Annotated in this window: 14 protein-coding genes; 1 reads left to right on the top strand and 13 read right to left on the bottom strand. The window is 32.2% G+C overall.

The window, feature by feature from the left end:
* Positions 1-2 precede the first annotated feature (2 nt).
* The 12 genes from vanR to DW761_RS08890 all read right to left on the bottom strand — a co-directional run bounded on the left by vanR (position 3) and on the right by DW761_RS08890 (position 12,549).
* Positions 3-689, bottom strand: coding sequence for a VanR-ABDEGLN family response regulator transcription factor (gene vanR / locus DW761_RS08945; protein WP_117452490.1), 687 nt, complete (start codon positions 687-689; stop codon positions 3-5).
* Between the two features lie 401 nt (positions 690-1,090).
* A complete protein-coding gene (locus DW761_RS08940; protein ID WP_117517678.1) occupies positions 1,091-1,912 on the bottom strand; it encodes a hypothetical protein in 822 nt (273 codons plus the stop codon).
* A gap of 126 nt (positions 1,913-2,038) precedes the next feature.
* Positions 2,039-3,571, bottom strand: a complete 1,533-nt coding sequence (locus tag DW761_RS08935) for a sensor histidine kinase (protein ID WP_233513067.1) — start codon at positions 3,569-3,571, stop codon at positions 2,039-2,041.
* Positions 3,555-4,232, bottom strand: a complete 678-nt coding sequence (locus tag DW761_RS08930) for a response regulator transcription factor (RefSeq protein WP_117517676.1) — start codon at positions 4,230-4,232, stop codon at positions 3,555-3,557. Before DW761_RS08930 ends, DW761_RS08935 begins: the two co-directional genes overlap by 17 nt.
* Before the next feature lie 64 nt (positions 4,233-4,296).
* The gene (locus DW761_RS08925) at positions 4,297-4,986 is read right to left on the bottom strand and encodes a GNAT family N-acetyltransferase (RefSeq protein ID WP_117517674.1); all 690 of its coding nucleotides are present in this window, start codon (positions 4,984-4,986) and stop codon (positions 4,297-4,299) included.
* Between the two features lie 261 nt (positions 4,987-5,247).
* Positions 5,248-6,105 carry a 16S rRNA (cytidine(1402)-2'-O)-methyltransferase gene (gene rsmI / locus DW761_RS08920; protein WP_117452494.1) on the bottom strand — a complete coding sequence of 286 codons (858 nt, stop codon included), beginning with the start codon at positions 6,103-6,105 and terminating at the stop codon, positions 5,248-5,250.
* Positions 6,106-6,114: 9 nt separating this feature from the next.
* A complete protein-coding gene (ricT, locus tag DW761_RS08915; protein WP_117452495.1) occupies positions 6,115-7,086 on the bottom strand; it encodes a regulatory iron-sulfur-containing complex subunit RicT in 972 nt (323 codons plus the stop codon).
* 1 nt (position 7,087) lies between these two features.
* On the bottom strand, positions 7,088-8,062 hold the full coding sequence (locus DW761_RS08910; RefSeq protein ID WP_117452496.1) for a DNA polymerase III subunit delta: 975 nt from the start codon (positions 8,060-8,062) through the stop codon (positions 7,088-7,090).
* Complete coding sequence (gene tmk, locus DW761_RS08905) at positions 8,055-8,687, bottom strand: dTMP kinase (protein WP_117452497.1); 633 nt, start codon at positions 8,685-8,687, stop codon at positions 8,055-8,057. The genes DW761_RS08910 and tmk overlap by 8 nt, the downstream gene beginning before the upstream one ends.
* 126 nt (positions 8,688-8,813) lie before the next feature.
* Positions 8,814-10,079, bottom strand: a complete 1,266-nt coding sequence (locus DW761_RS08900; protein WP_117517672.1) for a hypothetical protein — start codon at positions 10,077-10,079, stop codon at positions 8,814-8,816.
* A 291-nt stretch (positions 10,080-10,370) separates the two neighbouring features.
* Entirely contained in the window at positions 10,371-11,270 is a 900-nt protein-coding gene (locus DW761_RS08895; protein WP_117452499.1) for a nucleoside hydrolase, read from the bottom strand.
* 1 nt (position 11,271) lies between these two features.
* Positions 11,272-12,549, bottom strand: a complete 1,278-nt coding sequence (locus tag DW761_RS08890; RefSeq protein WP_117517670.1) for a PTS sugar transporter subunit IIC — start codon at positions 12,547-12,549, stop codon at positions 11,272-11,274.
* 170 nt (positions 12,550-12,719) lie between these two features.
* Between DW761_RS08890 and DW761_RS08885 the strand changes: the two genes are divergently transcribed.
* Positions 12,720-13,724, top strand: a complete 1,005-nt coding sequence (locus tag DW761_RS08885) for an AraC family transcriptional regulator (protein WP_117452501.1) — start codon at positions 12,720-12,722, stop codon at positions 13,722-13,724.
* Positions 13,725-13,857: 133 nt separating this feature from the next.
* Here the strand turns inward: DW761_RS08885 and DW761_RS08880 are convergent, their stop codons facing one another.
* Positions 13,858-14,055: a hypothetical protein gene (locus DW761_RS08880; protein WP_117517668.1), complete on the bottom strand. Its 198-nt coding sequence runs from the start codon at positions 14,053-14,055 to the stop codon at positions 13,858-13,860.
* Positions 14,056-14,274: the final 219 nt, after the last annotated feature.

Below are 14,274 nucleotides of genomic sequence, written 5' to 3'. Positions count from 1 at the left end.
TTTTAATCACCAATTTTATAGCCAACACCCCAAACATTTTTGATATATTTAGGATGCTCGGCATCATCTTTCATTTTGTCACGAATATGACGAATATGAACCATCAACGTATTATTGCTGGATGTTAGATATTCTTCTTTCCAGATAGCTTCATATAATTCTTTTGCGCTAACAACTTTTCCCTGATGGGAAGTTAAATACCATAATAAAGAAAATTCAATCGGTGTTAGATTTACTTTTTGTTCATTTACCTTACATATATGATGTTCTAAATCAAGATATAATCCTGAATAAGTCACTTCATTAATATCTTTTTTACTGGTATTGTATCGAATATATCTTCGCAGCTGTGCTTTCACACGTGCCACTAATTCCAGCGGCTGAAATGGTTTTGTGACATAATCATCCGCACCAATCATCAGACCATTAATTTTATCAATATCGGCTTCTTTTGCGGTCAACATAATGATTGGATATGTATATGTTTCTCTGATATTCTTACATATCGTAAACCCGTCGATATCTGGCAACATAACATCCAGTATCGCTAAATCATACTTTTGTTTTTTGATTGCTTCCATGGCACTTTTGCCATCATAAAAAACATCTATTTCATATCCTTCATTTGATAAATAGATGGTTACTAAATTTGCGATTTCTTTTTCATCATCAACAATTAATATTTTCATTTTGCATCCCTCGTTAGCTATATTATATCAAACATAGGGAATAGATTTACTTAATATTGACTTAAATATTCATTATGTCCTCCTTTTTGAATAAAATATCTAATGCATATTATCTAATTATTTTCTTTACGAAACTAGTTATCATATGAAGAAAACAAATGAAAAGTACAAAAAATATAATGCCCATAAGAAAATTGATGATAGTTTTCTGATTCCAAAGTGATACTATTTTTTCCATTCTACTCCTTTCTAATCACCGATATTCATAAAGTTCAAAAACATCTTTACATATATATAGTTGAATTCAGAAGCTATTTTCACCCCTTATAGAGAATTTATTTTATTTAAACACAAAAAAAGCGACTTCTCATAAGTTAGAGAAATCGCATTTCATATATTTCTTATCCTTCTAATCCACCAGCAGCACTACTCATACCATAAATCAAAGACATGATATCTGTTTCTTCATAGCCTTTAAAATCAGGGAAATTTATTTCTTTATTCTGATTGATATCTGAGAAACTTATATTCAATTTAATATTCATATCTATAGATTCTTTCTTTCCATCTACATCCGCAGATACTGTCATAACAAAATCAATGACTGCATCTTCGATAAAATCATCTTTTACGGTAACTTCAGCTGTTGCGGACTTTATGTTCATTGTCATATCATAGCCTGCTGCTTCACTTTGTTTCTTTACTTCATCTGCCATTGCCGCATCTAGTTTTTCTTTATTCAAAACCAGTTTTACCTTGTTGCCATCTAAGGAGGCTTTATCAAGGAATGGTTTGATATCTTCTTTCTTAAATCCTTCACTCTTTGTTTCTGCTGGTTCTGATTGTTTTGCCTGATCAAGCAAGTCACTTACATCAATCTTCATTTTATTCAAATCCATAAGATTGATATATGCTGTATCATCTTTATAATATACATTGATAAGTTCCTCTGCTTTTTCACCATCTTCTTTTACATCCATCAATAATGAAAAATTTAATTTATTATCTTTCTCAAGATATCCGCCTTTGAATGCAATAGATGCATTACTATCTGGAATTTTCACATCCATTGATGCATTGTATGAAGCACTTTCCATTTTTTCAAAATGATTCATACCAGTTTCCAACAATGTTAAAGCATCATCATCAATCTTACTGCTGCTGCATGCTGCCATTGAAAATAATAAACCTGCGCTTAATAAAAGTGTCGTTAGTTTTTTCATGTTCATATTCCTCCATTTTATCCCTACATCTTTACTATATCATAAGAATAAGCATTTCGTTCCACTTTTCATCAAAATGTTCTAAATTTTATAAAACTGCTAAAGAAAAAGCCATCCGTAGATGACCTAATCTTTATAAATTGGTAATGAGAACCAGAAAACTGTACCCTCATGTAACTTACTGCTTACACCATATTCTGCTTCATGAAGTTCTAAAATAGCTTTTACGATACTCAAGCCAAGACCACTGCCTACTTTAGAGCGAACATGTGTTTTATCTACCTTATAATAACGTTCCCAGATATATGGCAGCTGTTCCTCTTCAATTCCTTCTCCATGATCAATAAATTCTATACGAACATGTTGGTCTTTACAAATCTGTTTGACAATGACTTTATGATCCTTACCACAGTAATTGATTGCATTATTGATAAGATTATAAATGACCTGTCCAAGTTTTACGATATCACCATTCACATCAACATCTGCATCATGTTCAAAAAGTATGTCTACTTCCTGATTTGTCAACAACCTATCATAACGTAAAATGATTCGTTCTATTTCCTGGGTAATATTGAAAGGCATGCGGTTGATATGCATGGCGCCTGCTTGAAGCTTTGATAAGTCTAGCATATCATTAACAAGTGCAGTTAATCGCTTGGTTTCATCAATGATAATCTGTACATTTTCTGGTGTATTCTCTCCAGGAATATCTCTCATAACTTCTCCATATCCTGCAATCATTGTCAGTGGTGTTCGTAAATCATGACTGGTATTTGCGATTAATTCTTTTCTTAAATTATCTACCTTGCTAAGTTCATTTGCCGCATAGTTCAACGTATCACTTAATTCTTCAACTTCTAAATAACCTTTTCCTTTAAATCCCACATCATACTTTCCTGTCGCAAGTACTTTTGCTCGTTCATTGATATGAATAATTGGTGTTGCGATTTTCTTGGATAAGTATAATGCTAAACCTATGGCAACCAAAATTAATATAATCGCAATCATGATAAATTGTGCCTTGATTGTATCAATAGTAGCATTAACAGGAGTAAGCTGGGCATCTATGATAACGGTTTTTAAGGTTTTATTTTTAGATGGCAGTACACTAATATATGTCATATTATTAAAAACCCGGCTTTGAATAATCAATGGTTTTTTATTGATACCATTTTGCAGGACAGGATTCCATAACAAGACATCTTCTGCTTTCCATCCTCGATCTTGGTTTGTATGATTCACCATCTGAGATGCCATTTCCCCTGTACGCACAACATCCTCTTGAAGTGCAATGATATAATCAGCACTTTGTTGAATGTTTTTGATACGACATCGCAGATCTTCCTGACTCTGTGGATATACTTGATTTAATTTACCAATTTCATTTTCGTTATTTTCATATATTTCAATACAAAAATCATTTTCTTTTGCGATTGTCTGGATTTTATCTGTATCCTTATCTGAAGTGATGATTTCATTAATTTGACTAGCAGCTTTTTTAACTGCATTACTTTTGATAGACATATAAAAATTTTCTAAAAAGAACACCTGAAACAGCCATAGTACGACAATAACAATCGCAATGAAAAACACCAAGGATGCAAATATTTTCCATTTTATAGAAACAGGCTTTTTCATACTATTTTGCTTTTTCAAAACGATAACCTACCCCACGAAGTGTAATAATCCACTTACTATATTCTTGAAGGCTTTTCCTTAAAAGTTTAATATGGGTATCCAGGGTACGATCATCCCCATAGAAATCATATCCCCATACATCGTGTATCAGCTGTTCCCTTGTAAGGGCAATTCCCTCATTGCGTACCAGATAAAATAATAATTCATATTCTTTAGGAGATAAATCAATTTCTTTTTGGTGGATAAAAACCTTTCTACCTGTAAAGTCTATCTTCAATCCTGCCTGTTCATATACTTCTCTATTTGTATTTTGATCTTTATGATAACGATTTAAAATTGCGGATACACGCATCATCAGCTCTTTTGGAGAAAATGGTTTTACCACATAATCATCGATGCCAAGTTCAAAGCCATGGATACGATCATATTCTTCTCCACGTGCTGATAACATGATCACAGGTATGTCTGTAATTTTTCTGATTTCTTTGCAAGCAGAAAAACCATCCAGATTTGGCATCATGATATCCATGATAATTAAATCATATGTATGATTCTGACAGATACGAATCGCTTCCATTCCATCGCCTGCTTCATCTACTTCATGTCCCTCAAATTCTCCATATTTACGAATAATAGAACGGATACGTTCTTCATCATCCACAACCAAAAGTTTACTCATCCAAATCACCTCATTTTTATTATACATGGTTTCCAATCTTTCTGTGTGAGCGATTTGTGAACATTTAAGGGAAATACCAATATGTTAGCTCTTTACTTACCACCAAACCTGCTTTTTCCTGAAGCTTGATACTTGCGATATTATCTTTCACAATTTCCCCATAAGGTATTCTTCCTCTATTCATCTGCATTCCTACTATCTGATGGATAAGCGCAATCGCTAGTCCCTGACGACGATATTCTGGCTTTATTTCCAAGATTCCCATAGAACTTTTTTCATGAACCCCCATAAATCCACAAAGGATATCATCTTGAAAAACACCAGCCATTCCATCTTCTAAACATGGGCGCAGATATGCTTCATCGTTACAATCTTCCATGGAATATAAAGACATTACTTCTGGTAAATAGTGTTCATCAAGTAAACGCATGGTATAGCCTTCAGGCAATATCACAACTGGCTTCTCTTTTCCAATATACATTGTATGGTAGCATTCTAAGGTACACGCTATATGAAAACGTTCTTTTATATATTGATCTGTATACATATCATGTGCCACAATCATAGAAAAACTTTCAGGCATCGCTTCCACCATACGTTTAGCACTTTTCTTGTTGTCGCTTGCACAATATAACATCTGATTATACGTATCCTGAATACATAATGCGTGTTCATCTTCATAGTATATTGGCTGATTTCTCCTTTTACATTCCAACATATCTGCATATAAAACGATATTCTTTTTTAAATCCATAGAAACACCTTCTTTTAGATAAGGATATAAGAAAATGAGTATTCTTGCAAGGCTGTTTTCTTAGAAATGATATTTGAGAAAGTATAATAATTCAGTGGCAGCCCATAACTAGTAAACTCATTCGCAATATAATTTTCAGTTAATGCTCCATAAACATCTTGTTGTTTTGAACTAAAAAAACGTGAAATTCCCACGTATTTTTATGTTTCTAAATTTTCATATGAAAAAGCAGGACATCTATAACATCCTGCTTCCTGTTTCTTAACTTAGTTCGTGATATTCTTTGTAAACATCATTACGTGATAATCCACGTTCTTTGGCTACTCTTTTGATTGCTTCATTCGTTGTTAATCCACCATCGATATATTGCTTGATCTGTTCATGTACCAAAGGTACTGCAGCATCTTCTCTATCATCTTTGATATCCTGACTGCCTTCTACGACAATCACCATTTCGCCTTTTAAATCATCCACAATTTCTAAAACTTCTTCAATAGTGCCACGAATAAATTCTTCATGTTTCTTTGTTAGTTCTCTTGCAAGACATATTTGGCGATCACCAAATACCTCTAACATGGTTCTCAGACATTTTTCAATACGGTGTGGTGCTTCATAAAATACCATTGTATACGGAAAATATTTTAAATCACAAAGTTCTGAAGTTCTACCTTTTTCTGATGATTGAAGAAAACCGTAAAACATAAAATGCTGTGTATTTAAACCAGAGCCAACAAGTGCATCCAGCATAGCATTGCAGCCGGAAACTGGCACGACATTAAATCCCGCATCCATAATTTTCTTTGCGGCTACTCCACCTGGATCAGATATCAAAGGATATCCTGCATCACTTACCAAAGCAATATCATTACCTTTTTCCAATAAATCCAGTAATCCATTTGTACTTTGTGTTTCATTATGTTGATGATGAGAAATCAAACGTGTTTTGATATGGAAATGTGATAATAGTTTCAATGTATTTCTAGTATCTTCTGCCGCAATCACATCTACATTCTCTAAGATTTCAACAGCTCTTGGTGTCATTTCATCTAAATTACCAATGGGCGTTGCGACAACATATAACGTTGGTCTGTCATTATCAAAACTTTTTTGGCGTATCATACCAATCACCTACCGATCTTTGAAATCAATATCTGGCCATAATTCTTTAAATGTTAAGAATTGTACATCTTCTTTATTTTCAATCTTTACCTGTTGAAGTAATACATTCATACTGGTAATTCGATAGCGGCTGCCTTTATATTCTATCTGTGAATTTAATTTAGGAAGCCCTTCTCGTAGCTTTTTGTATTGGTCATCTTCAAATTTTAAACAACACATCAATTTGCCACACTGACCGCTTAGTTTTTGAATATTTAATGCCAACAACTGGTTTTTTGCCATATTGATGGATACTACATCAAAATCATTTAAGAATCTTGAACAACATGTTTCCATTCCACAGCTGCCTAATCCACCAACGATTTTTGATTTGTTTCTAGGTCCAATCTGGCGTAGCTCAATACGACATTTAAAGATTGCGGCTAATTCCTTTAATAGCTCACGGAAATCTACACGTTCATCTGCGACATATACAAAGATGATTTTACTACAATCTAATGTATATTCAGCCTCAATCAGATTCATATCTAAACCTAATTTATGAATACATTCATTACATGTAACCAAAGCCTTTTTAGCTTTTTCAACATTTACTTCCGCATTCTTTAAATCTTTTGGAGTTGCTTTTCGGATAATTGGTTTGATTTCCATTCCATTCGGTATGAATGCTTCGCTTTCTTTAACAATCTTACCAAGCTCTAAACCACGAACGGTTTCCACAACAACATCATCACCTACATGAAAGTCGTTTTGATCACTTCCAAAGGAATATACCTTTTTACTTTCTTTGAATGATACAAAAGCTAGATACTTATAGGTTCTTGATGGTTTTTGTTCATCTTTTTTATGATTGATATCATTTTTATGTAATTTATCATCACGATAATTTCTGTCATCTTTATGAAACTTATCTTCAGTCTTAAATGACTTGTTTTCTTGTTTGACAGCATCATTTTTATGCTCATTTTTTACATTCTGCATATCAGCTCACCTCTTTCATTTGATAAATCATATCATCAATTAACAGCTGCAGATTAATGGATGTCCGAAGTAGTTTATCTCTTGTGTCCATTAACACCTGCATGATTGCGATATCATTGATATGTTTATCTATCATTCGCTTCATATGTTCTTGATACCATGGATCTGGTACCTGTTTATGCTTCATACAATCCTTAAAGAATAAAGACAGCATATCTAGAACGTATCCAAAAGATACTTTTCCATACTTTTTCTGTTTTGCAGGAAATCCTTCTACCTGTAAGAATAACAATGCACCATATGGATCTATCAGATATTGATCAATTACACCTTTAAATACATATAAAGCATGTTGATAATCTTCACTCTCATATGCTTCCATAATCGCATCTTTATTTCTTATCATATGACTTAATAAATATGCATCTAATTCCCCCATATCCTTTTTCACTGCTTCATAGCATTGTTCACTGCTCAAAGGAATGAATGGAATATTCTGGCATCGGGAGATGATGGTTGGAAGAACACGTTCCAATTGTTCGACTATCAAAACTGCAATCATATCATTGCTTGGCTCCTCAAGAAATTTCAATAAGGAGTTTAATGCATCAGGTGTTGCATTTTCAGCATGATCCAGAATATAGATTTTTTTACCTTTTTCTTCCAGACCAGTTTTATTAAATGCTTCCTGCAGCTTGATAATATCATCCTTTTTAATTGATGTCGTTGTGCCATCTATATAAATCATATCTGCATATTCATTATGCAAAACTCTTTGACAGGTATCACAGGTTTCACAAGCAAATCCTTTTTCATCACAGACAAGACTTTGTGCTAGAAGGTAAGCTGTCTGTTTTTTAGGCGTACCACTTGGCCCAGAAAACATGTAGGCATGTGCCAGTTTATCATTTTCTAAAGCATTTTTTAATGTATGGTAAACAACTGGCTGCTGTTGTTCTAGCTGTTCTTTAAACATAAGGTGTTATGATCTCCAATAATGTGGTTATGGTTTGTGTCAGTACATCATCCATTTCTTTATTTGCATCTACTATATGCATACGATCCGCATATTTTTCTTTGATCGTCGCATATCCTTTCGCAACCATTTCATGAAATGCCATGCCTTCTGCATCTAAGCGATCCATATTTCCTCGATTTGCAACACGCGCCAAGCCTGTTTCTAAATCAACATCTAAAAAGATTGTGGCGTCTGGCATATGACCTTCAATCGCAAATTCATTGATTTGCATAACTTCATCTACACCAATCCCTCGAGCAATTCCCTGATAAACCAGTGAACTGTCCACAAATCGATCACATAGTACGATTTTCTTTTCATCAAGGGCAGGCAATACTTTTTCTACCAAATGCTGTCGTCTGCTTGCGGCATATAATAATGCCTCACAACGTGCATCCATTGCGGTATTCTTAGGATCAAGTATTACTTTGCGTATCTGTTCTGCGATATCAATTCCACCAGGTTCTCTTGTATATATCACAGGATAACCGGCTTCTTTTAATTTTTCGTATGCCATTTGAGAAATTGTTGTTTTCCCACTACCATCATTTCCTTCAAATGTTATAAAAAGACCTTTTTGCATGTCTAACACTCCTAACTCACTTTTATATTATAGCATAAAACCACACTGATTTATGAAGTAGATTTTAAGAGATGAGTTTTTGTGATATTCTGATACAATCTAACGTATTTCTTCCCTTTTGATATCTTAGTTAGTTTGATATTGGAGATGGTTTAGCGCGTTTTGAATATCATCCCAGCACTCCTGCATAGCTGCATCAGCATCTTTCACAAATTCGTTTTCGCCATAGAAGGTCAGGTAACAATATTTTTCAAATCCACTAAGGCCATCAAATCCTTTTTTACGGATTTCTTTATCTAATTCCACCTTATCCATAGAAAATAATTCTATTTTTTCTTTTGTGCCGACTTTGTTTACTTTAACTGAAATACGATTATCGTTCATACCAGCTGGGGCATCTTCTACTGTTTTAATAACCTGTGCTTTTAAATGAATATCTTTAAATTCCTCTCTTTCCTCTAGCTGTTGTGGTGATGTTAAAATTTCATTTACCATTTGATAAAATGCTTTCTGTTTTGGATCTGTGTCATTTTCTTCACTATATGCTTTTAGAAACTCAGCTTTTTCTTCATCATTCATCATCTCATATTGTCTTTTCATAACACTAAATGCTGCATAACGTTCAGCGGTTTCTTCATTTTGCTTATCTACTGGCATTTCTAATTTCACGAATGCTTCTGAATCATTTACGCCACAACTACGCCCTTTCATAAAATCTGAAATTTTTCTATTGACTTCATCTGTTCTCTTCACTGCTTCTACACTTTTTAAAACTAAATGTTCCAACTTTCTGATATCTGCATTTTTCTCAAGTTTATGTAACAGCTTCTCAAAGGATGTTAAATTATTGTATCCTATTGCTTTTTCCTTTTTTACTAATTCCTCTGATGTAATTTGCATAATGGTTTCAATATCGCTCAAACTAAAGTTTTCATCATATGTTCTCACTTCGCCTTGTAAAGCACCTATTCCCGTTTTTTGTACATTTCCATTTATTATAGGGTATTCTTTAATATATCTGACACTATATAAACGATCATTTTTATATGTTTCTTTCAACTTTGCCTTTTCTTCTTCAAAAACGCCTTCAAAGCGTTTGATTGCGTCCTCTTTTTCCTTTTGATCAACATATGCTTTCCCTTTAAAAATTAAATTACAACTACTTTTCACAAAAACATCTTTCACTGTCGTATTTTCAAACATGGTATCATTATTTGAAAACATACCACATTTACAAATGGTCAAGAATGTAGGTTGCGCCATCATTAAATTTACCTCATTTTTACTTTTTTCAGTTTCATAGTCTGCGCCTATGACAACAATCTCCTTACCATCATATAGAATATCCGCATTTTCTTTTCTTTCCATTTTCATCTTCTTTGTTTTTTTCATACAAATCCTCATCTTTCTACACGGTCTGACACCGTATACTATCTATATACGTAATTTAGGTATGAAAATCCTAAAAAAGTTATCAAGGAATTCGTTTTTTGGAAATAGTAAGAAAAAACAGATGATTTTAATTGTTTTCTAACTGAATTTCCATTTTTATATAATTATCACAAAACAAAAAAATGGCATTTACTTTTGTAAACACCATTTCCAATGATTATTCCTGATTTTTGTTTTTTTCAATTACAGTTGGGTGATATCCATGAGGTATGCTGCTATTTGAAAAAGGTATTAAAAGAGAGTTTGTTTTTGGTGTCTTGAAAACAAGACTAATTTTGCATAGAAATCTTCCATAGCATATCTACTATCAATGCTTGTGACTGCAGTGATTTCTTTATCTATTTCTGTGACATTTAATTCTTTATCTAATATAAAGGCATTTCTTTTGGCATAGGTTGCGCTATGTTTGTTAATTAAGACCGATATTGACGTTGTATCTCCCATATTCCAACTTTCGCCATTTGTCCAAGGACGATTAATGTTATAGTTAAAATCATTTAACTGATTGAATAGATATTCCCCAATCTCATGATATGGCTTTACTCTTAATTCTAATTCAGCTATTGATACCTGCATCATTGTATATGTTTCATAAGGTATATGCAAAATTTTAGAACATCTTTCCATTACAACATTTACAGCTTTATAGTCATTCCTGGCGTTAGCTTCATATCCTTTATCGTCAGATACATTTAATCTTCCACCAACCCATACAATTGAAATTTTATCTGCTATAGAAGGCTCATGTAATACAGCTACTGCAATATTTGTTAGAGCCCCCATACATGCAATATATAATTCACCTTCTGCTTTTTTAGCTTCTTCAATAATAAACTTTGAGCCTTCTGAAACTTCGTAATGTTCTAAAGAATCTAGAGCTTCTACATTACCTTTGTATACAGGAGTAGAAAAGTTCATTAAAGAAACCAGTTTTTTACACTCTTCATAGCTTTCTATCATACTTGTAAGAGTACGTCTTTTTGAGAACTGTGTTCCAATAATTCCCTTCACGTTTAATTTTGGACTTAGTAAAGCGTGGACAATTGCATATTGGTCATCAGCTTCATTTTTTGCATCGCTATCAATAATGATATTTATTTTTTTATCTTCTGGTACTTTAAAACTATACATCCTATTTCCCTGCACTTTCTAGTAATTGTTCTTGTTCATAAGTTTCTTTATCTAAACGTTTAAACCATGGATACCATAATAAAGGTCCAATTATAAATTGTAATATTAAATGTAATACGATAATTGAAACGCTTCCTTGAAATGCAGCGTATAACCCAATTGGCATACCAAATACTGGTGCAACACCACTGAAAACACTAACAATACCTAACTTAATGCAGATATAAGATATCAATAAACATATTGAGTTATTTGTAATTAGAGGAATTGCTAGTTTAAAATTTAATACTAATGGTGTACCAAATACTACTGGTTCACCTATACCAAATAAAATAGGCACTAATCCAATTTTACCAACTTCACGATATTGTTTACTTTTTGCTCTTAACATTAATAACACTAGTCCTAAAGATGTTCCTCCCCAAGTAATAATACTAAAGAAAGCATAACCTGTGATATTAGGTAATGGGTTACCAGCAGCAAGTGCAGTTAAGTTTTCCGCATCCATTGCCATCCATAAAGCTTGAACAACTGGCATGGTAACATTCGTTCCATGGATGCCAAAGAACCATAATAATTGGCAAATTAATGATATAACAATCATTGCAGTAATATTTCCACCAATTCCTTGTAATGGTCCTTGAATAATGGAATAAATAAATTGATTCATACTACCATAAGATGTTATACTAAACAACCAATTAATCATGATAAATAAAATTGCAATTAAAATAGTAGGAACTAATGATGCAAAAATATTTGATACCATCGGTGGTACACTTGCAGGCATCTTTATTGTTAAATTTCTGCGTTTAATCTCTAAGTATAATCTTGCTGATACTAAACCAACAATCATTGCAGAAAATACACCTTGAGCGCCTAACCAAGTTGCTGGAATCGCTGTAACACCATCCGTGGTTGTATCAAGCGGTGTAATAATTAAGAAGCATAATAACGAAATAATACTTGCAGATATACCATCTTCTTCAGGTTCTAATCTTTTTACTAATTGATATGATATTAACACAACTACATATAGTGACATAGCACCAATCGTTATATTATTTATTTTTAGAAACATTGGTGAATAAGCAGCTAAGAATGATAAAGCAGACACTGTAGATGGAAGTACTGCTAATAATACAGCTATTGATCCAACAAATATAACACCTAGCGTACCCATCATAGCACTTGAAATAACTTGTAAATATGCACTACTACCTAAACGATCAAAAAATGGTTGGGATTTTTCAAAAAAACCTATTAATTTATTCTTCATTTTCATTTTCCTCTCTCACTATCATTTTTTATAACTTTCACTCACATTCTCGGCCTTGAAATATATAGGGTTATTTGTTACAATTCATATTATAAAGGCCATTATTCCATTTAAAAATACTAAAAATTTATTAAGAGACTATCAAAATTTAATATTTCAAAGGAGATTATATGAATTATCAAGAATTGGAAGCATATTTGTATAGCAATCATACTGTTTCAACAGTAGATGAAAATACTGTTTTTCAACATTTCATTTTAAATCATGATATAGTTCCTTACAATAATGAATATCTAACTATTCTAGGTTCTGATAGAGATTTTCATGGAGTAAATCATATTATAAGTGTCCATGAAAGAAATTGTCCTAAGATACCAATGCATATTTATCATTATATAAAAATCAATTATGTATATCATGGTAACATCACTATTCAATTGGAGGATAAAAAAATTGCTTTAAATAAAGGCGATCTTATTATCATAGACAAACATGTTCCTCACGAAATTTTACCAACATCAATGGATGACATTTTAATAAATATCATTTTAAAAGTAGAATTCTTTTCGGAATCATTTATAAATAATCTTCCTGAAGAATCCATTCTATCTAAATTCTTAAAACAATTATTAGGAAAAAAAGGTATTCATACACATTATCTTATTTGTAATACTAAAAACAATCAATTGGTGCATCAATGTGTACAAAATATCCTATGTGAACATTTAGATACTCAAATATGCTCTAGTGAATTAATAGATAGATATATCTCAATTTTGATTACGCATCTGATAAGATGTTTTGGTTTTGACACCAACTATCATAGTCAAAAGAAAAACGAAGAATTACTACAGTCAATTTTGAATTACATAAAGAACAATTATGTACGAGGTAATTTAAATGATATGTGTAACCATCTAGGATATACGTCAGTTTATATATGCAATTTCATTAAACAACAAACAGGAGAAACTTTTAAAAAACTTGTCTTTGAAGAAAGACTAAAAAAGAGCACAATATTTTTATTAAATACTAATTATCCTGTTTATGAAATATCAGAACTTGTAGGATTTAACAACCTTACAAGCTTTTATAAGCAATTTCAAAAAAGATATCATTGTACCCCAAATGAATTTAGATCAAATATAGATGCTAGTTCGATCAAAAGTAATTAGATTTTTTACTATTAGCAGTCAACAACCTGTATACTCATTTTTAATTTCATTTATAATCATAAGCTATAGTCTATCATTTATAATATAAATAAAGAAAAATGGCATTCACTTTCATAAACACCATTTCCAATGATTATTTCTGATTTTTGATTTTTTCAATTACAGTGGGACGAATTTCTTGAGGTAGTTCTAACATATCCATCGCTTTTTCTATGCTCACATTTGTTGTTTTCATCAGCTTTTTTACGTGTTCTACTGTCGCTTTGATTTCTCCTTGTTCTAAGCCTCGTTTCAATCCTTTGTTTTCGACATAATCACCATAACCACTCATCTCAAAAACCTCCTTTTGTAATCAGTATACTACAAAGAATTTTATACAGCCTACTTATTTTTGCGTTTGATTCAAATTCACAAGTCTTTCCCATAAATTATTATTTATATTGTATAAATAGAAAAATGGCATTTACTTTTGTAAACACCATTTCCAATAATTATTCCTGATTTTTGATTTTTTCAATTACAGTGGGACGAATTTCTTGAGGTAGTTCTA

The sequence above is a fragment of the Absiella sp. AM29-15 genome (assembly GCF_003434225.1).
Taxonomy (GTDB): domain Bacteria; phylum Bacillota_I; class Bacilli_A; order Erysipelotrichales; family Erysipelotrichaceae; genus Hoskinsella; species Hoskinsella hominis.
This window is presented reverse-complemented; position numbering and strand designations above follow the sequence as displayed.

Bases quoted from the DNA above. Each gene is read 5' to 3' on its own strand.
- vanR (WP_117452490.1), bottom strand. From the start codon at position 689: ATGAAAATATTAATTGTTGATGATGAAAAAGAAATCGCAAATTTAGTA.
- DW761_RS08940 (WP_117517678.1), bottom strand. From the start codon at position 1,912: ATGAAAAAACTAACGACACTTTTATTAAGCGCAGGTTTATTATTTTCA.
- DW761_RS08930 (WP_117517676.1), bottom strand. From the start codon at position 4,232: ATGAGTAAACTTTTGGTTGTGGATGATGAAGAACGTATCCGTTCTATT.
- DW761_RS08925 (WP_117517674.1), bottom strand. From the start codon at position 4,986: ATGGATTTAAAAAAGAATATCGTTTTATATGCAGATATGTTGGAATGT.
- rsmI (WP_117452494.1), bottom strand. From the start codon at position 6,105: ATGATACGCCAAAAAAGTTTTGATAATGACAGACCAACGTTATATGTT.
- ricT (WP_117452495.1), bottom strand. From the start codon at position 7,086: ATGCAGAATGTAAAAAATGAGCATAAAAATGATGCTGTCAAACAAGAA.
- DW761_RS08910 (WP_117452496.1), bottom strand. From the start codon at position 8,062: ATGTTTAAAGAACAGCTAGAACAACAGCAGCCAGTTGTTTACCATACA.
- tmk (WP_117452497.1), bottom strand. From the start codon at position 8,687: ATGCAAAAAGGTCTTTTTATAACATTTGAAGGAAATGATGGTAGTGGG.
- DW761_RS08900 (WP_117517672.1), bottom strand. From the start codon at position 10,079: ATGAAAAAAACAAAGAAGATGAAAATGGAAAGAAAAGAAAATGCGGAT.
- DW761_RS08895 (WP_117452499.1), bottom strand. From the start codon at position 11,270: ATGTATAGTTTTAAAGTACCAGAAGATAAAAAAATAAATATCATTATT.
- DW761_RS08890 (WP_117517670.1), bottom strand. From the start codon at position 12,549: ATGAAGAATAAATTAATAGGTTTTTTTGAAAAATCCCAACCATTTTTT.
- DW761_RS08885 (WP_117452501.1), top strand. From the start codon at position 12,720: ATGAATTATCAAGAATTGGAAGCATATTTGTATAGCAATCATACTGTT.
- DW761_RS08880 (WP_117517668.1), bottom strand. From the start codon at position 14,055: ATGAGTGGTTATGGTGATTATGTCGAAAACAAAGGATTGAAACGAGGC.